This is a genomic window from Mycobacterium sp. NGS63 (genome assembly GCF_059812295.1).
Map to the genome: position 1 here is coordinate 245794 of NZ_JCALCJ010000008.1, position 20980 is coordinate 266773.

At 68.5% G+C, this 20980-nt stretch carries 24 protein-coding genes; 12 read left to right on the forward strand and 12 right to left on the reverse strand.

Annotated elements, in window-relative coordinates; translation table 11 throughout:
• The first annotated feature begins 49 nt into the window (after window positions 1-49).
• Genes AC5Y4Z_RS21010 through AC5Y4Z_RS21020 form a run of 3 tightly spaced genes read left to right on the forward strand, consistent with a single transcriptional unit; the run spans window position 50 to window position 1470 of the window.
• Window positions 50-397, forward strand: a complete 348-nt coding sequence (locus AC5Y4Z_RS21010; protein WP_499966695.1) for a hypothetical protein — start codon at window positions 50-52, stop codon at window positions 395-397.
• Window positions 390-1025 carry a Dabb family protein gene (locus AC5Y4Z_RS21015; RefSeq protein ID WP_499966696.1) on the forward strand — a complete coding sequence of 212 codons (636 nt, stop codon included), beginning with the start codon at window positions 390-392 and terminating at the stop codon, window positions 1023-1025. Before AC5Y4Z_RS21010 ends, AC5Y4Z_RS21015 begins: the two co-directional genes overlap by 8 nt.
• Complete coding sequence (locus AC5Y4Z_RS21020) at window positions 1018-1470, forward strand: SRPBCC family protein (protein WP_499966698.1); 453 nt, start codon at window positions 1018-1020, stop codon at window positions 1468-1470. The genes AC5Y4Z_RS21015 and AC5Y4Z_RS21020 overlap by 8 nt, the downstream gene beginning before the upstream one ends.
• A gap of 30 nt (window positions 1471-1500) precedes the next feature.
• Here AC5Y4Z_RS21020 and AC5Y4Z_RS21025 read toward each other — a convergent pair whose 3' ends face one another.
• Both AC5Y4Z_RS21025 and AC5Y4Z_RS21030 read right to left on the reverse strand, forming a co-directional pair.
• Entirely contained in the window at window positions 1501-2391 is an 891-nt protein-coding gene (locus tag AC5Y4Z_RS21025; protein WP_499966699.1) for an SDR family NAD(P)-dependent oxidoreductase, read from the reverse strand.
• A complete protein-coding gene (locus tag AC5Y4Z_RS21030; RefSeq protein WP_499966700.1) occupies window positions 2388-4322 on the reverse strand; it encodes a flavin-containing monooxygenase in 1935 nt (644 codons plus the stop codon). The genes AC5Y4Z_RS21025 and AC5Y4Z_RS21030 overlap by 4 nt, the downstream gene beginning before the upstream one ends.
• Window positions 4323-4414: 92 nt before the next feature.
• Between AC5Y4Z_RS21030 and AC5Y4Z_RS21035 the strand changes: the two genes are divergently transcribed.
• The 7 genes from AC5Y4Z_RS21035 (at window position 4415) to AC5Y4Z_RS21065 (ending at window position 10777) form a co-directional block, all read left to right on the forward strand.
• A complete protein-coding gene (locus AC5Y4Z_RS21035) occupies window positions 4415-6013 on the forward strand; it encodes an acyl-CoA synthetase (RefSeq protein ID WP_499966702.1) in 1599 nt (532 codons plus the stop codon).
• Between the two features lie 81 nt (window positions 6014-6094).
• Window positions 6095-6583, forward strand: coding sequence for a nuclear transport factor 2 family protein (locus AC5Y4Z_RS21040; protein ID WP_499966703.1), 489 nt, complete (start codon window positions 6095-6097; stop codon window positions 6581-6583).
• A 2-nt stretch (window positions 6584-6585) separates the two neighbouring features.
• Complete coding sequence (locus tag AC5Y4Z_RS21045; RefSeq protein ID WP_499966704.1) at window positions 6586-7440, forward strand: SDR family NAD(P)-dependent oxidoreductase; 855 nt, start codon at window positions 6586-6588, stop codon at window positions 7438-7440.
• On the forward strand, window positions 7437-8411 hold the full coding sequence (locus AC5Y4Z_RS21050) for an alpha/beta hydrolase (RefSeq protein WP_499966705.1): 975 nt from the start codon (window positions 7437-7439) through the stop codon (window positions 8409-8411). The genes AC5Y4Z_RS21045 and AC5Y4Z_RS21050 overlap by 4 nt, the downstream gene beginning before the upstream one ends.
• Before the next feature lie 44 nt (window positions 8412-8455).
• Complete coding sequence (locus tag AC5Y4Z_RS21055; protein ID WP_499966706.1) at window positions 8456-9532, forward strand: hypothetical protein; 1077 nt, start codon at window positions 8456-8458, stop codon at window positions 9530-9532.
• Window positions 9529-10332 (forward strand): SDR family NAD(P)-dependent oxidoreductase, encoded by an 804-nt coding sequence (locus AC5Y4Z_RS21060; protein ID WP_499966707.1) that lies wholly within the window; start codon window positions 9529-9531, stop codon window positions 10330-10332. The genes AC5Y4Z_RS21055 and AC5Y4Z_RS21060 overlap by 4 nt, the downstream gene beginning before the upstream one ends.
• Before the next feature lie 16 nt (window positions 10333-10348).
• A complete protein-coding gene (locus AC5Y4Z_RS21065; RefSeq protein ID WP_499966762.1) occupies window positions 10349-10777 on the forward strand; it encodes a nuclear transport factor 2 family protein in 429 nt (142 codons plus the stop codon).
• On the opposite strand, the gene AC5Y4Z_RS21070 is transcribed toward AC5Y4Z_RS21065, so the two are convergent.
• Window positions 10778-11047, reverse strand: coding sequence for a ferredoxin (locus AC5Y4Z_RS21070; protein ID WP_499966708.1), 270 nt, complete (start codon window positions 11045-11047; stop codon window positions 10778-10780). It lies immediately after the preceding gene.
• Entirely contained in the window at window positions 11047-12186 is a 1140-nt protein-coding gene (locus tag AC5Y4Z_RS21075) for a 3-ketosteroid-9-alpha-monooxygenase, oxygenase component (RefSeq protein ID WP_499966709.1), read from the reverse strand. The genes AC5Y4Z_RS21070 and AC5Y4Z_RS21075 overlap by 1 nt, the downstream gene beginning before the upstream one ends.
• 102 nt (window positions 12187-12288) lie before the next feature.
• On the opposite strand from AC5Y4Z_RS21075, the gene AC5Y4Z_RS21080 reads away from it, so the two are divergent.
• The gene (locus AC5Y4Z_RS21080; RefSeq protein ID WP_499966710.1) at window positions 12289-13989 is read left to right on the forward strand and encodes a 3-ketosteroid-delta-1-dehydrogenase; all 1701 of its coding nucleotides are present in this window, start codon (window positions 12289-12291) and stop codon (window positions 13987-13989) included.
• Here the strand turns inward: AC5Y4Z_RS21080 and AC5Y4Z_RS21085 are convergent.
• The 8 genes from AC5Y4Z_RS21085 to AC5Y4Z_RS21120 form a co-directional block, all read right to left on the reverse strand.
• Window positions 13986-14663 carry a PadR family transcriptional regulator gene (locus AC5Y4Z_RS21085; RefSeq protein WP_499966711.1) on the reverse strand — a complete coding sequence of 226 codons (678 nt, stop codon included), beginning with the start codon at window positions 14661-14663 and terminating at the stop codon, window positions 13986-13988. The two genes, AC5Y4Z_RS21080 and AC5Y4Z_RS21085, sit on opposite strands and share 4 nt — an antisense overlap.
• Window positions 14664-14733: 70 nt before the next feature.
• The gene (locus AC5Y4Z_RS21090) at window positions 14734-15210 is read right to left on the reverse strand and encodes a hypothetical protein (protein ID WP_499966713.1); all 477 of its coding nucleotides are present in this window, start codon (window positions 15208-15210) and stop codon (window positions 14734-14736) included.
• Window positions 15211-15257: 47 nt separating this feature from the next.
• Entirely contained in the window at window positions 15258-16229 is a 972-nt protein-coding gene (locus tag AC5Y4Z_RS21095) for an FHA domain-containing protein (RefSeq protein WP_499966714.1), read from the reverse strand.
• Window positions 16216-17253, reverse strand: a complete 1038-nt coding sequence (locus tag AC5Y4Z_RS21100; protein ID WP_499966715.1) for an NHL repeat-containing protein — start codon at window positions 17251-17253, stop codon at window positions 16216-16218. The genes AC5Y4Z_RS21095 and AC5Y4Z_RS21100 overlap by 14 nt, the downstream gene beginning before the upstream one ends.
• 29 nt (window positions 17254-17282) lie before the next feature.
• On the reverse strand, window positions 17283-18209 hold the full coding sequence (locus AC5Y4Z_RS21105; RefSeq protein WP_499966716.1) for a DUF2510 domain-containing protein: 927 nt from the start codon (window positions 18207-18209) through the stop codon (window positions 17283-17285).
• Window positions 18210-18425: 216 nt separating this feature from the next.
• A complete protein-coding gene (locus AC5Y4Z_RS21110) occupies window positions 18426-19094 on the reverse strand; it encodes a DUF2510 domain-containing protein (RefSeq protein ID WP_499966717.1) in 669 nt (222 codons plus the stop codon).
• A gap of 78 nt (window positions 19095-19172) precedes the next feature.
• Complete coding sequence (locus AC5Y4Z_RS21115) at window positions 19173-19712, reverse strand: DUF4333 domain-containing protein (RefSeq protein ID WP_499966718.1); 540 nt, start codon at window positions 19710-19712, stop codon at window positions 19173-19175.
• Window positions 19713-19883: 171 nt separating this feature from the next.
• A complete protein-coding gene (locus AC5Y4Z_RS21120) occupies window positions 19884-20600 on the reverse strand; it encodes a chymotrypsin family serine protease (RefSeq protein WP_499966719.1) in 717 nt (238 codons plus the stop codon).
• A gap of 140 nt (window positions 20601-20740) precedes the next feature.
• Between AC5Y4Z_RS21120 and AC5Y4Z_RS21125 the strand changes: the two genes are divergently transcribed.
• Window positions 20741-20980 (forward strand): hypothetical protein (locus AC5Y4Z_RS21125; protein WP_499966721.1); only part of this gene is annotated, 240 nt, incomplete at its 3' end.

Below are 20980 nucleotides of genomic sequence, written 5' to 3' on the forward strand. Positions count from 1 at the left end.
GGCCGGGAGTCCGCCGCGCCGCGCCGCACCGGTGCCCTACGGTCGGTTCATGGCCGACGGCGAAGTCTTCGTGATCGACCGGGTGGTGACGCGGCCCGGGTGTGCCCGCCGATTCGTCGACGCCTACCTCGCCGAATACGCCCCCGGCGCGCGCGAACGCGGCATGACTTTGCGCAACGTCCTGGTGAGCCCGCCCATCTGGTTCGAGGACGACACGAACGTCATCACGGTGACCTGGGCCCTGCCCAGCGCCCGGGCGTGGTGGGAGATGACCTGGAAAGGCCGACCCGATCCGGCGCTGGGCGAATGGTGGTCTGGAATCGACGGATTGGTGACCGAGCGGTCCCGGTCCTTCGCCGCGGCCGCCGGCGACGTCAACGGGCTGTGCGATGTATAGCGTCACGCGACTGATCGACGTCGCCGACGCCGACCGCGACCGTATGGTTGCGGCATTGCGTGACGCGGCTTCCGGCGCCGGAGCACTGCGATCGGTGGTGCAACCGACGCTGCCCGGCTCGCGCAACGGCGGCGACATCCTGGCGCATCTGCGCTTCGCCTCGAAGGCGCACTGGGATTGCGCGGCGGCATCTTTCGGTGAGATCTTGGACGACCCCGCTGTCAGCCGGGTAAACGGCGCGGCCTACTCCGGAACGCCCGTGCACGCCAGCGACGAGCCAGCAACCGTGTACCGGGCGCTGTTGTTGCGGGCGGCGCCCGGCACCGACGAGGCCACCGTCGCCCGGTTCGAGGCCGACCTGCGACTGATGCCGCGGTACGTGCGCACCATCACCGACTGGCAGCTGAGCAGGGTCGACGAGGCGACCGGTGACTCGGGGTGGACCCACGTGTTCGAACAGCTCTTCACCGACGCAGACGGGTTGATGGGCCCGTATCTCATGCATCCGATCCACTGGGCGGTGGTGGATCGTTGGTTCGACCCCGAATGTCCCGACGTCATCGTGCGCGATCGCGTCTGCCACAGTTTCTGCCAGAGCGACGCGGCCGTTCTTCGGCCCGATGGATAATCCACCGATGCACTACTCAATTCGTTTCGAGCGGGCATGCGCCGCGCCGCCCGAGATCGTCTACGGGCTCCTCATCGACGTCGAGCGATGGCCGGATTGGTTGCCCGGAGCGCGCAGCGCCAGTTGGGAGGGGGCGGGAACTCGCGGCACCCGGGAGGGAGCCGTCCGCCGAATCGTCGTCAGCGGCTTGACCATGCGCGAGGAAATCCTGATTGACGACGGCCCGCACCACCACGCGTATCGCATCGTCTCCGGGATCCCGGTCACCGATCATCGCGCCGATGTTCACATCGACGAGCGAGCCGGCGGATCGCTCATTGTCTGGCGGGCGACATTTCGCCCGCGGATTCCCTTTGCCGGGCCGTTGATTTGGTTGATGCTGCGCGCGAGCATGCCCAGAATGGCTACCGCCTTGGCCAAGGGAGCCGAGCACACACCGGCCTGACCGGCAACACACGCGGGCGCGGGGGCCGCATCAAATACCCGCGGGAAGAATGTTCGGATTGGCGGTCGCCGGCGGCTCCAACGGGGGCAGCACGTTTGTCCCGTCCAGGCTGTGCACCGGCAGTTGCTGCGACCACGGGTAGTGCAGGCTGAACGCGACCAACCCGGTGCGCTGCGCGGCCGGCAAATGGCACATCGCCAGCACGGTCTCGGCCAAATATTCCACCGGCTCGGTCGGGAAGGAGTCCGGGATCAGTTGCGCGGCACCGGGAGTGCGGACCGCCGTCGACGGACCGACGCAATTCACCGCGATGTTGGCGTCCAGCAGCTCGGCGGCCACACCCTGGGTGAACCGGTGCAGGGCGGCTTTCATGGACGCGTAGATCACGTCGCCGGAGGTCTTGTTGTATTCCCGGTACGGCCGGACCGGTGCCACTCCCGTGACCGAGCCGATGTTGACGATCCAGCCCGCGCCTTGGTTACGCATATGCGGCACCGCCGATTTCGTCAGCAGGAACGGAACCCGCACGTAGTGCTCCACGGTACGGTCGAACGTTTCCAGGCTCATGTCCTCGACCAACGCGTAGTCGGCGAAACCGGCGTTGTTGACCAGGATGTCGATGCGGCCGGTGCGGTCCAGGACCGCGTCGACCAACCCGTCGCGCAGGTGCGCATCCTCGAGGTCGCCCGCAATGCCGAATGCCGAGCCGCCGGCGGCCTCGATCAGCTCCACCGTCTCTCCGATGGTGCCGGGCAGGGAGGTCGTCGTTCCGGCCCGCGTCGACGAGGAGGGCGTGTGCGACCGTGCGGTCACCGCCACGGTGGCCCCCTCGGCGGCCAGCCGCTGCGCGACCGCCCGTCCGATGCCCCGGCTGCTGCCGGTGACCAAAGCCGTTTTGCCGCAGAGCAAGCCGTCGCTCATCGCAGCTCGAAATCCTCTTCGACCGGGGCGCGGTGGTCGCGCCAAAAGTCGACCAGGCGGTAGGGGAAGGCGATCACGATGCGGTCGCCCGAGCGATAGTAGGTGTGGGCCGACGGGGTGTGGCGCCACACGGTGCCGGCCATGGTCGCATCGATGCGGGCGACGTAGTCTTCGTAGGCGCGCTGCGTCACCTCCAGGCTGGTGGCCTTGCGCAGCGCCATCAACTGCAAGCATTCCATCACGTAGTGCACCATCACCTCGACACCAAAGTTGTGCCCCGCGCCGTGGCCCGGACTGTAGTTGGGGGCCGAGGAAATGAACAGGTTCGGAAATCCCGGCACCATCCCGCCGCGGTAGGCCCGGGGTGAGTCGCCCCATTCGTCGGTCAGCTTCTTGCCGTCGCAGCCCCGAATATCCACGGTGGCAAGGAAATCCAGGTAATAGCCGGTCGCGTAGACGATGACGTCGAGGTCGATCTGCCTGCCGTCGGCCGTCACGATCCCGGCCGCGTTGACGCTGGCCGGCTCGCTGGCCTCGACGTCCACGTGCTCGCGGGCCAGCGCCGCGTAGTAGCCGCCGGGATCGCGGATGATCCGCTTGCCGTAGGGGGCGAAGTCCGGCGTGACCTTGCGGGCGAGCTCGCTGCCCGCGCCGAACACGCGATGGATGTAGTCGAGGCAGATCTGCAGCAGCACGTCGTTGGCCGGCGAAATCGACAGATGCTCGGCCGCCCACTGCTCGTCATGCAGGATCACCGGGTAGTTGTTGTCCGATGTCCCCCAGTAGGACTTGAGCCGAACCCAATTGGCGTAGTACGGCAGCCGGGTCCCCAGCCACCGCCGGTAGGCGGGAACATCGTCGGATGCTCGCCGTCGCGGCGCGACCCAGTGCGGCTGGCGCTGAAACACCGTCATGTGCGCGACCTGGTCCACGCAGGCGTCGACGATCTGGACCGCGGTGCAGCCGGCCCCGATGATCGCGACCCTCTTGCCCGTGAGATCCAGCTCGGGATCCCACTGTGCGGAATGGATCGAAACGCCCGAGAACGACTCGCGGCCGGCCAGTTCCGGCCAACGCGGCCGGTTGAGGTATCCCGCCGCCGGGATCACCACATTCGCGTAGCTGACGTCGCGGGCACCGTCCGGGCCGACCGATCGGATCTGCCACTGCCGGCGCCCTTCCTCCCACCACAACGCTTCCACCTTGGTGCCGAACCGGGTGCGCGTGCGCAGGTCGTTCTTGTCGGCCACCGAGACCAGGTAGGACTGATACTCCGCACCCTGCGGGTAGTAGCTGGACCAGTCTCCGTTGATGTCGCGCGACAGCGAGTAGTACGCCGAGGGCGTGTCCACCCCGATGCCGGGATAGGTGGTGGTGTACCAGGTGCCGCCGACCTCGTCGTTGCGCTCGATGATCTGGTAGTCGATACCGGCGTCCGCGCACGCGAGCGCGGCGGTGATGCCGGCAATGCCCGCACCGATGATGACAACCCGAAAGTCCGCGGGAAGTTTTGCGGTGCGCGGCAATACCGGTTGCGACGGCTGGAATCCGCCCTGCTCGAGGAGCAGCCCGAGATACTCGGGGCCGACCTCTCCCCCGAGCGCGACGGGGGCGACGCGGGCGAAGAGGTCGGGGTCGTCGGCGGGCACCGCGTCGGCCCGGCGCGGCGCCTGCAGCGCCGTGACGATCTCGTCGACGAGCTGCGCGGCCGTCTCCGGGTCGGTGATGCCGGCCTGCTCCGGCGGGTCGGGCACATGGGTGATTTTCGGCGCGAACCGCTCGACGACGGCCGGATCCCCCGTCAACTGCGCCAGCACCGCGACGAGCACCCCGGGATCCGCTTGGCGCAGGTTGGCCCGCAGCTCACCGACGTCGTGGGGATCGAGGCGCGCCGATCCGTTTGCGGTCGTGACGGGGACACCAGAGCTCATGCCACCGAGTATCGGCGCGGTCCAGCGGGCTGGGGAGGCCCCTGCCTACTGAGCGGGACGCGCGCGACCCGCGCGCGGGCGTGGCGCCTACCGTGACCGGCATGCAGTCCGATGACCTCGACGTCATGATCGAACGGGCGCGCAGCCACGGGCTCGGCGATGTCTCCCGGCGATCGGCCCGCCGGCACCCGCACAAGATCGCGATCATCGACGACGACGTCGCGCTGACATTCGCCGAATTCGACGACCTGGTAGACCGGGCCGCGGCGGCGTTGCACGACAGCGGTTTTGGGCCCGGCAGCCGGCTGGGACTCCTGTCACGCAACTGCTGGCAGTACGCGGTGCTGGCATTCGCGACGGCGCGCGCCGGAGTGGTCTTGGTCCCGATCAACTTCATGCTGACCGCCGAGGAAATCGCCTACATCCTCGACCACAGTCAGGTCGGCGGCTTCGTCGTCGAAACGGATCTGACGCCGACGGCCGACGAGGCGATCCGGCGCGGCGGCGTGGTCAGGACCAAGGTCGCCCTGGCGCCGAAAGACCACCCGGGCGTCCCCGGGTGGGCGGATTTCGCCGACTGGCTGACGACCGACACCCCGGTCCCGAGCCCGCACATCGATGACGACCAACCCCTGCGGCTGATGTACACCAGCGGAACCGAATCCCGGCCCAAGGCAGCCATCCACACCAGCCGCAGCCTCATGTGGCAATACGTCAGCACCATCGTCGCCGGCGAGATGTCGCACGACGACGTCGAGATCCATTCGCTGCCGCTGTATCACTGCGCGCAGCTGGACAACTTCCTCGCCACCGACATCTACCTGGGCGCGACCAGCATCATCCTGCCGCGCCCCGAGCCCGAAGCCGTACTGCGCACGATCGAGCGCCACCGCGTCACCAACTATTTCGCTCCCCCGACGGTATGGATCTCGCTCCTGCGCTCGCCGGTGTTCGACCAGGTGGACCTGTCCAGCCTGCGCAAGGGCTACTACGGCGCCTCGGCAATGCCGACGGAAATCCTGTGCGAGATCCGCGAGCGGCTGCCCAACCTGCGGCTGTGGAACTTCTACGGCCAGACCGAGATGGCGCCGCTGGCCTCGGCCCTGGGCCCCGACGAGCAGGACGCGCACGGCGGTTCGGCCGGACGTCCGGTGGTCAACGTGGAAACGGCCATCCTCGACGACGCCGACCGCCCCGTCGCGACCGGGGCGGTCGGCGAGATCGCCCATCGCAGCCCGCATTTGACGCTGGGCTACCTCAACGATCCGGAGCGCACCGCGGCGGCGTTCAGGGGCGGCTGGTTCCACTCCGGCGACCTGGGCTACTACGACGAACACGGACTGCTGCACGTCGTCGACCGCAAGAAGGACATGATCAAGACCGGTGGCGAGAACGTGGCCAGCCGGGAGGTCGAGGAAGTCATCTACCGCCACCGCGGTGTGCACGAGGTCGCCGTGTTCGGTCTGCCCCACCCGGTGTGGGTCGAGGCGGTGGTGGCCGCCGTCGTCCCGCGCGACGGCGTCACGCTCACCGAGGACGACCTGTTCTCTCACTGCCGTGCGCATCTGGCCGGATTCAAGGCGCCCAAACGGGTCTTCTTCGTCGACGCGCTGCCCAAGAACCCGAGCGGAAAGCTGCTCAAACGCCTACTACGCGAGCGCTTCAGCCTCGAACAGCACGCGTTCAGTTGATCGCCGGCTGAACCCCGGGCCGTGTTCCACTGACCGGGCATCGGCGGTCTTATCGCGGCCACGGGGGAGTTGACTGGCGCCATGAGCGACGACATCACGCTGCCGGAATTGCAGGAGTTCATTGCGTCCTTCTGGTACCACTATGACGAGGCCCACTACGACGAGCTGGCGGCCAGCTACGCCGAGGATGTGCGCTACCTGACCCGGAGCGATTCGGGCGCAAGCCCTTTCGAAGAGCTGATGTCACCGGAACTCGCGGGTCGCGACGCGGTGATGGAGTGGCTGTCGGAGCATCGCAAGCAGAGCCCGTACCCGTTGCGCCACCACGCCACCAACGTGCACCGCGTCGGTGTTGACGGGGACGTCACCCGCGCCCGGTTCTACATCTTCGTCAACCAGATCGCCAACTTCGTGCCGTTCGCGGTCTCCAGCGGGGTGGTCAACGTCGGCGTCCGCCGCGGCGGCGCGGGCCCACTAGGCCTGGAGTTCACCGAGATGGACGTGATCCTGGACGCCACCAACTCGGTCCTGCTCTCGGAACTGCACGCCGAAAGCGGCGCCGGCTCCTAGCCATGGACGCTCGGGAAGCCTTCGGGGGCGGCGTCGCGGTCATCACCGGTGCCGGGTCCGGCATCGGCGCCGGGCTGGCCCGCTACGCCAGCCGGCTGGGCATGACGGTGGTGCTGGCCGACGTGAACGGGGGCGCCGTCGCGGCGCTGCGCGACGAGTTGTGCGCTGCCGGCGGCGCGGCGCACGACGTCGTCTGCGACGTGCGAGACCCCGATGACGTGCTGGACCTCGCCGACCGTGCCTACCGCGACGTCGGGCCGGTGCGCCTGCTGGTGAACAACGCCGGCATCGAACAATTCGGGTACCTGTGGGACACCCCGGTGGCCAACTGGCAACGCATCATGGACATCAACGTCAGCGGTGTTTTCCACGGCGTGCGCGCGTTCCTGCCGAAGATGATGGCCACCGGCGAGCAGGCGTGGGTGTGGAACATCGCCTCGGTGGGCGCGGTGGTGGCGATGCCGTTGCAGGCGCCCTACATCGTCAGCAAGCACGCGGTGCTGTCGCTGACCGAATGTCTGCACCTCGAAGTCCAGGCCACCGGGCACGACGATCGCATTCACGTCCAGGCCGTGCTGCCGGGGCCGGTGCGCTCCAACATCTTCGAGTCGGCGGGCGGCGTGGGCGCGGCCGGCGACGCGGCCGCCGCCGAAACCCACCGCTCGACCATGCTCGGCATCAAGGCGGCATCCATGGATCCGCTGGAGGCCGCCGAGCGGATCTTCGGGCAGTCCGTCGAGGGCCGCTTCTACCTGCACACCCACCCCGACAGCGTCGGCGCGGCGATGACCGAGCGGGCCAATGTGCTTGCCGCGCAACAACCGCCGCGACTGCGAACCACGACCCGCTTCGAATGACTGCTTCCCCAATGGATCCCGATGCGGCCGCCCGGATCGCCTCGTTCGGTGAGATCGCCCCGATGCGGCAACGGGGCCTGGCCGCGGTGCGCGCGGGACTCGAATCCGCGCCGCTGCCGCCGGGCATGCCCGAGATGGCCGGCATCACCGAGGAACTGGTACCCGGCGGTGCGCCGGTCCGGATTTACCGTCCGACAACGGATACCGGCGGGCCGGTGCTGATCTATTTCCACGGCGGTGGGCTGGTGATGGGCTCCAACCGCTCGTTCGAGCCGCTGGCGCGGGAGCTCGCCGCGGCGTCGGCGGCCACCGTCGTGGCCGTGGACTACCGGCTCGCCCCGGAGTCACCACCGCCCGCGCAGTTCGACGACGCCTACGCCGCCACCGAATGGGTGTCGCGCAACGCCGGCGATCTGGGCGTCGACGCCGACCATCTCGCGGTCATCGGCGACAGCGCCGGCGGCGCGCTCGCGGCGGCAGTGGCGCTGGCCGCCCGCGACCGCCACGGACCGGCCATCTGTGCGCAGGTGCTGCTGTATCCGGGCCTGGACCGCGACATGTCCGTTGCCTCGATCGCTTCGATGCCCGACGCGCCGCTGCTCGCCCGCGACGACATCGAGTTCATGCATGCGCTGGCCGACGGCGACGGCGGGCCGCCCACGGACCCGTATCTGGTCCCGGCGTATGCGGCCGATCTGTCGGGCCTGCCGCAGGCGATCGTGGTCACCGGGGGGTGCGACCCGATCCGGGACTGGGGTGAGCGCTACGCGGACCGGCTGCGCGACGCCGGAGTGCAGACCACCGTCACCCGTTATCCCGGCATGTACCACGGCTTCCTCATGCGTTCGGACGCCACCGCGCGGGGCCGGCTGGCCCTCGCGGAGGTCGGGGCGTTGCTGCGGGCCAAGTTCACCCATCCGGTTCGGTTTGACGTCCCGATCACCGGACAGCCGCCGGCCGTATCGCGATAGCGCTGCGCACAATCAACCCCTCTGGACTGCAAAGGAGACAGCTGATGCTCACCGACGAGCGCCGGATGGAGCTTTCCGACGTGCTGCGGCCGGCCGCGCCACCCCGCGAGATCGACAACGTCTACACCGACGACCAGCGTGAGCGGCTGCTCGACGTGGTGCGCACCGAGGGACCGTGGAAGCTGATCATCGCCCAGCATTTCGCGTCCGCCGACGAATTGATGGCGACGATGAGCGGCATGTTCCCCGAGGGGTTCAGTCCCTCGCTCGACTTGTTCCTGACCCCGACCTTCCGCGGCTACCTCGCCAACTACGGCGCGGTGCTCTACCCGCAACTGCACGACTGCTTCTACAACGAGCGCTTCCTGGAGATGGCCAAGAGCTACTGGGGCGCCGAATACGCCAAGCCACAGTTGATGCTGTTCAACATCAACGGCCCGTGCGCCAACCGCGACCCCGGCCACCTCGATTCGCCGAGCTTCCGCGGTGTGCGGCACGAGAATGCCCCGACCTGGCTGACCAGCGTGATGGGCAAATCCGGCCTGTTCCGCGACTACCTGATCAAGATGGCGCAGGTCATCACCTGGTTCTCCCTCGATGCCGGCAGCGGCTTCACCTACTGGCCGCACGGGCCACTCAAGGCGCCCCAACGCCTCCTGCCCCCGATCAACAACCGCGGTGTCGTGGTGCAAAACGAGATGATGGTGCACCGCGGCGAGGCGAATGGTCCACTGGACCAACAGATTCCGGCGGGCCTGGCGTTCGACACCGTGTTCGGAGGCGACCCCACCAGCCGCGAGCACTGGCTGCTGAAAAACGGCGAGGACGTGATCGCCCGCCACCACACCGACGAACTCCGGTTTCTGGTGCACTGGTCGGCCGAGGTGTTCGCCGACTTCGACGAGCTGAAAAAGAACATGGAGGGTTCCGACGACCTGACCGTCGAGAAGGCCATCGACATCATGGTCGACGATCTCCAAGGCAAGGGCATCAACCTCGACATCCCCGGCGAACCGCTGCACGACCCCGAGTTCATCAGCGCGCTCAACGCCGGCTACGACCTCGGCGGCCCGGCCACCTACCCGGAGGAGGCCCCGATCAGCGCCTTCCAACTGACGTGACGGAAAAGTCAGCGCCGACGGGTCGTTTCACCGATCGGCGGGTGATCGTCACCGGCGCCGGCTCCGGCATCGGGCAGGCCACCGTGGCCCGGCTGCTCGACGAGGGCGCCACCGTCGTGGCCTACGACGTCGCTGCGGACGGGTTGGCGCGCACCGCGTCCGCCGCCGACGGCGCGGGCGCCGCCGATCGCCTGACCACCGCCGTCCTGGATGTCTCGATCGAAGAGGACATCATCGCCGCCGTCGATGCCGCGGTGGCCGACCTGGGCGGCCTCGAGGTGCTCGTCAATGTCGCTGCCGTGCAAACCTGTTCGCACACCCACGAGACCACCCTGGCCGACTGGAACCGGACGTTGGCGGTCAACCTGACCGGCACGTTCCTGATGACGCGACAGGCGCTGCCCGCGCTGCTGCAGTCCGGGCGCGGAGTCGTGGTGAACTTCACCTCCACCGCCGCATCGTTTGCCCACCCCTACATGGCCGCCTATGCCGCCAGCAAGGGCGGCATCCTGAGTTTCACGCATTCGCTGGCGCTGGAGTACTCCAAGCAAGGGTTGCGTGCGGTCAACATCCAACCGGGCGGGATCTCCACGGCACTGGCCAACAGCACGCTGGAGAAAATGCCCGACGGATATGACCTGGGCCTGTGGGCCAAGCAAACCCCGCTGCTGCACGGCAAGGACAGCGAAATACTCGGCGACGCAAGCGCGGTCGCCTCGGTGATCGCGATGGTGGCGTCCGATGACGGTGCGTTCGTCACCGGGACGGAGATTCGCGTCGACGGCGGCGCACATGCCTGACATGGTTGACGATCGGTTGCAGGCGCTGTGCGACGAGCGCGACGTGCAACGCGCACTGGTCCGGTTCGCCCGCGCCATGGACGACCGCGACTGGGCGGCGATGGCCGAGATCCTTGCCGAGAATGCGCGAGGGGATCTGGGGACCGGGCCGCTGGAGGGTAGCGACGCGATCATCGAGGTGATTCGGGGGTTTCTCGACAAATGCGGTCCCACCCAACACTTGTTGGGCAACGTCGTCGTCGACATCACGGGAGACACCGCGGTGAGCCGCGCCTACATCCGTGATGTGCACCTGAACTCGACGGCCGACCCCTCGACGCGGTTCTACACGATCGGCGACTATCACGACACGTGGCGGCGCCGCCCGGACGGATCGTGGTGCTTGACCGAGCGGGTCAAGGCCAACCGCGCGTACGTCGGGGCACTCGACGTATTTGGTGGGTGATTACGGGTCGACGATCGCCAACTCCCCTGCGGCGACGGCGAACTGGATCGAGTCCCGCAGTGCGGCGCACGCCAGGAACGGCTCGCGATGATGAGCGGCCAGGCGCACGGCGTCACGGCGCTCGATGCAGCGGGCCAACGCGCCCGCGTCCCACTGGACGCTGGTCTGGTTCCAGCTGCTCTTGCGCGCCAGCACCCGCGCCCCGCAGCTGTGGCACGCGACGGGGACCATCGGCATCTCGTCGAGGCGGTTGTCCGGCCGGACCGACATCACACGGAACCCTGGGCCGCCATGTTCGCCTCGACCTCTTTCATCCACGCCTCGTACGGCCGGGTGGTGTCGAGCTCGAATTCGAAGCGGTCCACCATGTCTGGGGCGACGTCGGCCACATCCACATAAAACTGCTGATACCAGCGGCGCAACTGGTAGACCGGGCCGTCCTCCTCGACCAGCAGGGGGTTGTCGATGCGCGCCTTGTGCCGCCAGATCGCCACGTCCTGCTCGAATCCCAGCTTGACGAAGTCGCCGAGGGTGATCGCGGTCTGCATGGCCTGGTCGTCGGGCAACGTGTCGGATTTCTTGACGATGATGCCGTATTGCAGCACAAAGGAATTCGCGTCGATCGGATAGTGGCAATTGATGAGGATCGTGTTGGCGTCGCCGTGCTGGTAGTGGTAGGTCAGGTCGTCGATCATGAACGAGGGGCCGTAGTAGGACGCCACCGACGTCGTGCCCAGCATCTCCGAACCCACGGTGCCGCCCAGGTCGGGCCGGCTGCCGCCGTTCATGTACTGCGTGGCGACATGCCCCTCGAAGATGTTCTTGAAATACGTCGGCAGCGAGCCGTGAATGTAGAAGAAGTGCGCCATATCCACGACGTTGTCGATGATTTCGCGGCAGTTGCTGTTCACGACGGTGGTGTACCAGTGCCAGTCGGTCCACTCGTCGCTCGTGGCGCCCTCGATGCGCGGGATGGTGACCTCCGGGCGCGGCGGGTTGCCCTCGGGGTCGTTCCAGACGAACAGCATGCCGTCCTGTTGCAGCGTCGTCCACGCCCTCGTGCGCGCCAGCCGGGGCGTGCGCTTGCTGTACGGCACCCGCTTGCATCGCCCGTCGCCGCCCCAGCGCCAGTCGTGGAACGGGCACGCGATCTCGTCGCCCTTGACCTCGCCCTGCGACAGGTCACCGCCCATGTGCCGGCAGTAGCTGTCGAGCACGTTGATGCTGCCGTCCCCGCTGCGGAAGACGACCAGCTTTTGCCCGAAGGCGTTGATCGGGTGCGGCTTGCCGTCGGCGAAATCTCTGATCAGGCCCAGGCAATGCCAACCGCGGGCGAATCGCGCCGGCGCGGCCTGCGCTTCGATGAGCCGAACTTCGTCAGTGTTTTCGACCCCGGTGTGCGACGTCATGGGAATGATTTAACTCCCGCGGCCGCGCCCGCGGGGGCCGGCTGTTCCACTGATCAGGACGTGACTTCTTTTTCCCGGCCGCGGCGGCCTACGGTTTCCGACGTGGCCCCGCACAGCATGACGATCCCGGCCGGTCTCCCGGTCGCCGACACGACCGTGGATCTGCTGGTGGTCGGGTCGGGCACCGGCATGGCCGCGGCCCTGGCCGCCCGTGAGCGCGGGCTGTCGGTGCTGATCGTCGAGAAGTCGTCGCACGTCGGCGGTTCGACCGCCCGCTCCGGGGGTGCGCTGTGGCTGCCCGCCTCACCCGTGCTGCGCGGGGCCGGTGACACGACCGAACGTGCCGCCACCTACCTGGACTCCGTGGTCGCGGGGTCGGCGCCGGTGCAGCGGTCGACCGGGTTCCTCGACCACGTGTCGGCGATGGTGGACATGCTGGGCCGTACCACCCCGCTGCGGCTTTTCTGGGCCCGCGACTACTCCGACTACCACCCCGAGGAGCCGGGCGGCAGCGCGGCGGGCCGCACCTGCGAGTGTCACCCGCTGGATACGTCGGTGCTCGGCGAGTACCGCACCCGGCTGCGCCCCGGCGTGCTGGAGGCCGGCTTCTCGATACCCACGACGGGCGCCGACTACCGGTGGATGAATCTGGTGGCGCGGGTGCCGCGCAAGGGCGTTCCGACGTTCGCCAAGCGGGTGGCGCAGGGCGTGGGCGGCCGGCTGCTGGGCCGGCGCTACGCCGCGGGCGGGCAGGGCCTGATGGCCGGGTTATTCGCGGGTGTGCTGCGCGCCGGGATCCCGGTGTGGACCGACACCACGCTGCTGCGCCTGGTGAACGATTCGGGTGATCGCGTCGCCGGAGCCGTCGTCGACCACGACGGACGCGAGGTGACGATCACCGCCCGGCGCGGGGTGGTGCTGGCCACCGGCGGCTTCGACCACAGCATGGACATGCGGTGGAAGTTCCAGTCCGAATTCCTCGGCGCCAACCTGAGCCTGGGCGCCGAATCCAACACCGGCGACGGGATCCGCGCGGGCCAGGACGCCGGCGCCGGTATCGCGCTGATGGATCAGGCGTGGTGGTTTCCCGCCATTGCGCCCCTGCCCGGAAAGGCCCCGGCGGTGATGCTGGCCGAACGGTCGCTGCCGGGCTCGCTGATCGTGAACGAGCACGGCCGCCGGTTCGCCAACGAGTCGGCGGACTACATGTCGTTCGGGCAACGGCTGCTCGAGCTGGAGCGGTCGGGCAGCCCCGTCGAGACGATGTGGATCGTGTTCGACCAGCAGTACCGCAACAGTTACGTCTTTGGGGCCGAACTGTTTCCGCGGATGCGCATTCCGCAGCCATGGTACGACGCCGGCATCGCGGTGCGGGCCGATAGCCTCGGCGAGCTGGGCGCGCACATGCGGGTGCCGGCCGCGGAGTTCTCCGCGACGATGACACGCTTCAACGAAAACGCCTCGGCCGGCGCGGATCCCGACTTCGGCCGGGGCGACAGCGCCTACGACCGCTACTACGGTGACCCGACCATAAAGCCGAACCCGAACCTGCGCCCGTTGGTCAAGGGTCCGTTCTACGCCGTGAAAATGGTGCTCAGCGATCTGGGTACGTGCGGCGGGCTCAAGACCGACGCGCGGGCGCGGGCGCTGCGCGAGGACGGCGGCGTGATCGCCGGGTTGTATGCGATCGGCAACACCGCCGCGAACGCGTTCGGCACGACGTACCCGGGAGCGGGCGCGACGATCGCGCAGGGGCTGGTGTACGGGTACATCGCCGCGCTCGACGCCGCGGGCGACGGTTAGTCGGCTTCGCGCTTGGCCTGGACCTGCTTTTCGACCTCGCGCCAGTAACCCGGCGTGGGGCGCGGTTTCCCGAAGCCGCCCTTCGCGGCCTTCTGCATGATCGCGTCCGCCTCGTCGATGTCCTTCATCAGTTCCAGGGCGAACTCGCGCTCGGCGGCGTAGTACTTCGCCGCCCAGCGCAGCGCGATCACCGAATATGCCCACGCGGGTTCGACCTCGGCGCCGTCGGCGTCTTCGACCGCCTTGCGGTGACGGGCGTCGGCGTACGCCACGTGTTCCTGCAGCAGTTCCTTGAGCCGGGCCGGGTTGGTCAGGTGGCCGAACGTCACGCGCAGCAGCACGCTGTGTTTGAGGACCGGGGGGTCCACCGGCGCGTTGTTGACCCAGTCGATCGCGGCGGCCATCCCGGCCTCGGTGATCTTGTAGAGCCGGCGGCTGCGGGTGCCCTCGTCGCGTTCGACGCGCGACGTCACCAGCCCCAGGCCCTCGAGCTTCTTCAGCTCGGTATAGATCTGGCTGTAGGACGGGCTCCAGTAGTAGAGGTCGACGCTCCAGTCGATCCATTTCTTGAGGTCGTAGCCGGAGATCTCCTCCTCGTAGGACATCATGCACAGCAGCGCCCGGCTGGTGGCGGCCAGAGCCGCCTTCGCCGCCTTGTCGCCGGGCTCGTCCATTTCGCCAGGTTAACAACTCGGACCGGTCGGCCGGGCAGCAAGGACCGCTGGCCGGGACACCGTGTTGCGCTCAGAACGGCGTGACGCCGTAGTCCGTCGCGATGAACATGCCGTGTCCGGTGGCGTGGTTGGTGAAGCGGGTGCCGCCGCCGGCGGGCACGATCGTCCAGCCCTGCAGGCGGTACGTCTCCCCTGCGGCGAGCGTGATGTCGGGCTGCCCGGGCGGGGCCGAGCCGAGATTGGCTGTCCGCCACTCGAATCGGCCGGAGGCCGAGACGATGGCCTGGTCCTGGTGCAGCACCAGCGGGTCGCCCGGCCAGCCCGGGTACGGCGTAGGATTCATCGGGGACTGCGGGAAGCCGGCCGTCTGGCATACGACGTTGGGGCCCCGCCCGTGGTCGTCGTCCGAGGCGACCGCGCAGCGCATCGGCGGCGACGTCGTCCGGACGTTCACCGAATGCGCCAGGGACGGGTCGGCCGTGGCCACCGGGGAGAAAAGCACTGCCAGCCAAGCGGTTCCGACCACAGCGAGCGCGGTCTTTCTCATGCCGACAAGGGTGATCGCGAGGCCTTCAAGGATTCTTGGGGCCTTGCTCAGCCGGCCGCGCGCGCGAGCACCGGGAACACCGTTTCCGTTCCGCGGCGGCCCTTCAGCTCGACCTGTTCGCCGTCGCCCCAGACGAACGGGGCGGCGACGGTGCGGCGCACCTCACCGGTCACCATCACCGCCGCCCGTCCGTCGCGGCCGGCCAGGCCCGCCAACCGGAACGCCACGTTGGTGGCGTCGCCGATCACCGCGTCGGCCGACCTGGTCATGGCCGCCAGGGCGACCATGCCCTGCACCACGCCCCAGCCCATGTGGATCGGCGAGCCGTCCGGGTCACGCAGCGGCAGCCGGGGCGCCAATCCGTCGACGAGCCCGTTGGCGGCCAGCGCGAAGTCGATGGCCAGCTCGCCCGCGTCCGGGAACCGGCCAAGCTCCCAGACGGCGAACAGCGCGTCGCCGGCGTAGTAGCTGAGCGTGCCGCGATGCGCCCGCAACACCTCCCCCAGCTCATGCCACAGCGTGTGCAGGCTGCGCGCCATCACCCCCTCGTCGGTCAGCTGCGAGATCGTCGAGTAGTTCACGATGTCGCCGACCACCATCACCATGGCGGCCCTGCCGATCCGTTCCCGCGTGCGCATCGCGGGCCCGCGGGGAACGGCCGTGAAACGCTGCGAGCGAAACGTCAGCGTCACGTCGCCCAACCGGATCTCGTCGCCCGGCCGGATGGGCAGGGCGACGGCGCGTTCCAGCCGCACGCCGTTGACCGCGGTGCCGTTGCTACTGGTGTCGATCACGAACGCCTGGTCGCCGGCGGCATCCAGCCGGATTTCCAAATGGGTGCGCGAGATCTCCGGATCGTCGAGCACCAGCCGGCGCATCTCGCTGATGCCGGCGCATTCCCGGCCGACGAACAACTGATCGAAGATCGGCACGGGACGTTCGCGACCGCCGTCGGCGACGACGAGGTAGGCCAGCGGCTCGCCGGGTTGCCCGCCCGAGGCGGAGTCACTGTCCCGCAAATGCCTTGTCCAGCTTGAGCACTCGGTTGTTGCCGCTGTCGACGACGTACAGGTTGCCCTGGCCGTCGAGGGCGACGCCGCGCGGGTTCTTCAGGCCGCTGATCGGCAGGATCGACTGGGTGGTGGCCTTGGTGGTGTGGTCGAACTTGAGTTTCACCACCCGGTTGTTGCCGCCGTCGGTGACATAGACGTCGCCGGCGAACTCGGCGACACCCTGCGGGCTGCTGAGACCGGTGAATGACAGCACGCTCTGGCTGCCGTCGCCCTTGAGCAGCACCACGCGGTTGTTGCCGGTGTCGGCGACGAAGACGTTGAAGAACTGGTCGACCGCGATGCCGTCCGGGTTGTTCAGGCCCGTGAAGCCCAGCACCTGGGGCGCGTTCATCCCGTTGCGCCACATCAGCACCCGGTTGTTGCCGGCGTCGACGACGTAGAACTGCTGGCCCATGACCCAGTACACGCCGTGCGGCGAATTCAGGCCGGTGAACGGGCCCACCCACACGCTGTTGGAGGCGGATTGCCAGGGCGGCGTAGGGGTGGTTTGGGGCGTGTTCGACCACGACACCCGGCTGCTGTTGGCATCGGTGACGAAGAGGTCGTCGCCGTTGGCCGCCACGCCGACGGGGCTGTTGAGGCCGGAGACCGGCGGCACGGATTGGGTGGGCGAGTTGGCGGCCAGCTTCACCACCCGGTTGTTGCCGCCGTCGGTGACGAAGACGGCGCCGCTCGCCGCCGGCACCGTCACGTCGACGGGCCGGTCCAGGCCGGTGAAGGGCAGCACGACGGCCGAGCCGGTGGCCGGGCCCTGGGAGGGCTGCCCCGCGGACGGTGCGGGTTGCCCCGCAGTGGGTGTCGCGCTTGTCCCCCTGCTCGGCTTCGCCGCCGTGCCCGCCGTGGGGGCGGTGGCGCCCGCGTCGGAATTGTTGGTGCCCTTGGCAGTACAGGCGGCGGTCAGCATGCTGGCGGCGATGACCGTGACGGCGCCGGTGACGCCGATCAATTGACGAGCGCGACGAGAACTCATGGGGCACCCTATTTCGTTGTGGCGTACTGCTAGTAGGCCTGCTTCGGGGCCTTCGATCGGTCGATCCAAAGGCGCACGACTCCCACCGCGGTGACGATGACCGCCAGTGCGTACAACATCAAGCCGAACCCCGGCGTGAGGTCGACGACGCCCTCGCCCTTGTCGTTTTCCGACGACACGGTGTAGAACCACACGGCCGTCAGGGCACCGAGGAGCCCGACCGCCACGCTGAGCCCGATGAGGCGGCCGACCACCATCTGGGCGCCCGTCAGGGCGGGGTAGGCGAGCCAGCCGGCCAAGGCGGCCAACACGATAACGACGAACTTCGCCGCGCCGTTGGCGGACACGTCGTGGGAACCCAGGGTCTCCCCGAACAGCTTGTAGCTGACCGTCGCGAACGGCAGGAAGATCGCGATGACGGTGACGACCAGTCCGCCGAGCACGATCCAGCCGGTGACCGACAGCTTTCCGGCGAAGTCCTTGACCTGCGCGAGGCCGTCCGACGCCACCAGAGCGCCGCCGGCCGGAGTTTGGGGCCCGGGCGGGGCCCACTGCGGGGGTGGTGGTGGTGGTGGTGACGGCGGGCCGCCCGGGCCCTGCGGCGCACCGGTGGAATAGCCCGGCGGCGGCGGAAGATTGGGCGGCGGGGGCGGTGGCGGCGGCGGGGCAGAGGCCCGCGGCGGAGGGGGCGGGGGCGGCGGGGGCAGCGGGCCGGCCTGGGTGGGCGCATCGGCGTACGGGGACCGGGCCTGTGGCGGGGGCGGCAGGGGCGCGGCCTGGGTCGGCGCGCCCGACGGCGGCGGCGGTGGCTGATGCTGCGGCGTGACGGGCGGGCGTGCGGCCTGCACGTTCGGCTTGCGCTGCCGGTGCGGCGTCCAATCTTGACCGTCCCAGTAACGCTGGGCGCTGGAGTCCTGTGGGTCGTCGTACCAACCGGGCTCGTTGGGTGTCGTCATGGGCAGAACCTCTCGGTTGACTGAACTGCACCCGCGAAAGCGAGAATAGCGCGGGCGTCAACCATCAGCGACGTTTACCAGCAATTATCCTCCCCGTGTCGGAGCGAAAGCGGGCGTTTGCGACGGCCGCGGGGCCGGCGGGGCGGTGCCGTCGGCATTTTCACGACGAATTGCGCCACCCGGCAAGGCGATTGCCGGATCCCGCGGCGGCACAGCTCAGCCCGAGTTGTCGGCGCGGCCGCACCACTTCCAGGCGCCGCCCTCCTTGACGAACGACCACGTCTCGGGCATGCGCTGGTCGGGCGATTTGGACCGTGTGGTGGTGACCGTGGCGGTGGCGGTGTCACCGGTGACATGGACGTTGGTCACCGCCGTCGCGATCGTGCCCTCTTCGTTGACGTCGTCGCGCAACATCTGGCTGGTGGCGGGGTTCTGCCCGCGGGCGCGGGCGCAGTCCAGCTGCAGCAATCCCGGCCCGTCGGCATTGTTCTGAGCGTTGGTGACGTTCTGCACGAGCGTCTTGATCTGGTGCTCGGCCAACTTGGGCACGACCACCAACTTGTAGCCCAGCACGCCGCCCACGGCCAACACCGCGACGGCGACGAGCGCCCCGATGAGCATCGGGGCCCGAGACCGCTTCCGCGGAGCGACGTTTGGTGTCTGAGCCGGCGGGGGTGAAGGCGGGGGCGGAGGAGGCGGCGGCGCGCCCGTCCGAGGGGGCGGGGGCGGCGGTGGTGCCGACCTTGCCGGCGCGGGGGCGGCCGGACGGGGCTGCGCGGCGGACTTGCGCTGCCGGTGCGGCGTCCAATTGTGGCCGTCCCAGTAACGCTGGGCGCTGGAGTCCTGCGGGTCGTCGTACCAGCCGGCCTGGGTGGGTGTCGTCATGGGCAGCTCCTCCCGCCGTCAGGACTTTTCACCAATTAGTTTGTGGGGCACAGCGATACGGGGCGTTAGGCGCTTCGTCTAACCGCTGTCTTCGCCCCAGCGCATGTCGAGCACGACATCGTCGCCGTCGACCTTGGTGACCTTCATGTGCGAGGTGACCCTCGACCCGTCGGGACCGGTGAAGTGGCAGTCGAAGGTCGCGCCGACCTTGGCCTTGACCCCCGACGGGCAGCTCGTGTCGGTCGGCGTGAAGCCGTTCTGCCGCGCGACCGCGTTGGTGAGCATCTGCGCGGCCTTGTCGGGGATGATCGTCTTTCCGCCCAACACGAACAGGAACAGGACCACGCCGACGACGGCACCGATCACCGCGACGGCGACGGCCACGCCGATGATGAGCGGGGTCCGGGACCGCCGCGGCGGCATCCCACCCGGGAGCGGGCCGGGTGGCCAATAAGGCTGTTGCCCCGGGGGCGGCATCGCGGGCGGGGACACGACCGGCTGCGGCGTGGGTTGCGCGATCGGCTTTCGCTCCCGGTGGGGCGTCCAGTTCTGGCCGTCCCAGTAACGCTGCGAGTTGGCGTCCTCGGGGTCGTCATACCAGCCGGCCGGCGTCGTCATGAGCAGATCCTCCCGTCAGTGAACTGCACCCGACGAGGCGAAAACGCACACCCGACCTCGCTGATAGGTGCCGGTAATTATTGTCCCCACCGTGGCGCTTGGCAAGGATTCCCGGTGACTTGCGTTGTCCGCCATCAAATCACCGAATTCTCAATCATTTTCAGCCACCGATTACTGCGTCCAGACCTTGAAATCCTCGCCCCAGACGCCACCGTTGGCGCGGATCATGTCGAGCACGGCCGCGATCGGCTGGGCTTGGCTGCCGGCGTCGCCGCCCTCCTCTTCCTGGTCGCCGCTCGAGCCCATGCCCACCAACGCATCTGCGCTGGTGTACCACGGGCAACCGGAATCCCCCGGCAGCTGCACCATGTTCGACGACAGCAACGCGAGGTCGGGTCGCTTGCCGTCGTACTGAACGCTTTTGATGACGCCATTGGTCTTGCCCGTGCGCTGACCGAACTTGGTCACGTAATCGCCCTGGCTGACGGCCGTGCTGACACCGGAGAAGAACGGCTCCAGCGAAAAGCGTTTGTACACAGAGATAATCGTGTAGCCGCGGGCGCCGATCAACTTGCCCGCGGCGTTGGCCAGGTCTTCCTTCCAGGCGACCACCACCCCGATCTGCACACCGTTGTCGGCGTAGACCGGTTCGTCGGGCACCGAGTCCGAACAATGACCTGCGGTCACCGCCAGTCGATCCTGACGGGCATTGAACCCGAAGAACCCCAGCGAGCAGCTGTGCCTGCCGATTTCGATCGGCATGCCCACGGCCAGATCCACGTGGGCGGCGGACGCGGGCGGCGCCGCCAACACCGCGGACAGCAGCGCCGCCGCCAGCGCCGCGGCCGCCGCCGTCCGCCTGATCCAATCGGTGAATGTCCGGTCCATTGTCGGGTTCCCGCCTCCGCGCAATGCATGTCCTGCGTGCCGCCCTCGATGGCCGGTCCCGCGAGGATGAGGCACCCGGCTTGGAAGATTCTCAATGGCCGGCCCTGGACATCTTCAGCGCTGGGGGAACAAGATGAGCCATGGCGGCGCAAGTGATAGCTCGCGACAAGCTTGGTGTGTTGAGCAAGATCGGTCAGGGTGGTCAGGGCGTGGTGTATGGCGCGCCGAATGTGAAGACCAAGTTCGCCGATTCGATGGTCTATAAGGAATACAAGGCCCCCACCCGCGCCGAGATCGATTTCACCGCCCTGGCGGCCATGCCCGCCCTCGTCGAAGACTCGCTGTCCTACGCCCAGGCCGAACGCCTGGTCTCGATGGCC

Bases quoted from the DNA above. Each gene is read 5' to 3' on its own strand.
- AC5Y4Z_RS21025 (WP_499966699.1), bottom strand. From the start codon at position 2,391: ATGAGCGACGGCTTGCTCTGCGGCAAAACGGCTTTGGTCACCGGCAGC.
- AC5Y4Z_RS21075 (WP_499966709.1), bottom strand. From the start codon at position 12,186: ATGACGTCGCACACCGGGGTCGAAAACACTGACGAAGTTCGGCTCATC.
- AC5Y4Z_RS21115 (WP_499966718.1), bottom strand. From the start codon at position 19,712: ATGACGACGCCGGCCGGCTGGTATGACGACCCCGAGGACGCCAACTCG.
- AC5Y4Z_RS21055 (WP_499966706.1), top strand. From the start codon at position 8,456: ATGCTCACCGACGAGCGCCGGATGGAGCTTTCCGACGTGCTGCGGCCG.
- AC5Y4Z_RS21085 (WP_499966711.1), bottom strand. From the start codon at position 14,663: ATGGACGAGCCCGGCGACAAGGCGGCGAAGGCGGCTCTGGCCGCCACC.
- AC5Y4Z_RS21100 (WP_499966715.1), bottom strand. From the start codon at position 17,253: ATGAGTTCTCGTCGCGCTCGTCAATTGATCGGCGTCACCGGCGCCGTC.
- AC5Y4Z_RS21045 (WP_499966704.1), top strand. From the start codon at position 6,586: ATGGACGCTCGGGAAGCCTTCGGGGGCGGCGTCGCGGTCATCACCGGT.
- AC5Y4Z_RS21050 (WP_499966705.1), top strand. From the start codon at position 7,437: ATGACTGCTTCCCCAATGGATCCCGATGCGGCCGCCCGGATCGCCTCG.
- AC5Y4Z_RS21120 (WP_499966719.1), bottom strand. From the start codon at position 20,600: ATGGACCGGACATTCACCGATTGGATCAGGCGGACGGCGGCGGCCGCG.
- AC5Y4Z_RS21090 (WP_499966713.1), bottom strand. From the start codon at position 15,210: ATGAGAAAGACCGCGCTCGCTGTGGTCGGAACCGCTTGGCTGGCAGTG.
- AC5Y4Z_RS21020 (WP_499966698.1), top strand. From the start codon at position 1,018: ATGGATAATCCACCGATGCACTACTCAATTCGTTTCGAGCGGGCATGC.
- AC5Y4Z_RS21110 (WP_499966717.1), bottom strand. From the start codon at position 19,094: ATGACGACACCCACCCAGGCCGGCTGGTACGACGACCCGCAGGACTCC.
- AC5Y4Z_RS21105 (WP_499966716.1), bottom strand. From the start codon at position 18,209: ATGACGACACCCAACGAGCCCGGTTGGTACGACGACCCACAGGACTCC.
- AC5Y4Z_RS21015 (WP_499966696.1), top strand. From the start codon at position 390: ATGTATAGCGTCACGCGACTGATCGACGTCGCCGACGCCGACCGCGAC.
- AC5Y4Z_RS21070 (WP_499966708.1), bottom strand. From the start codon at position 11,047: ATGTCGGTCCGGCCGGACAACCGCCTCGACGAGATGCCGATGGTCCCC.
- AC5Y4Z_RS21040 (WP_499966703.1), top strand. From the start codon at position 6,095: ATGAGCGACGACATCACGCTGCCGGAATTGCAGGAGTTCATTGCGTCC.
- AC5Y4Z_RS21030 (WP_499966700.1), bottom strand. From the start codon at position 4,322: ATGAGCTCTGGTGTCCCCGTCACGACCGCAAACGGATCGGCGCGCCTC.
- AC5Y4Z_RS21010 (WP_499966695.1), top strand. From the start codon at position 50: ATGGCCGACGGCGAAGTCTTCGTGATCGACCGGGTGGTGACGCGGCCC.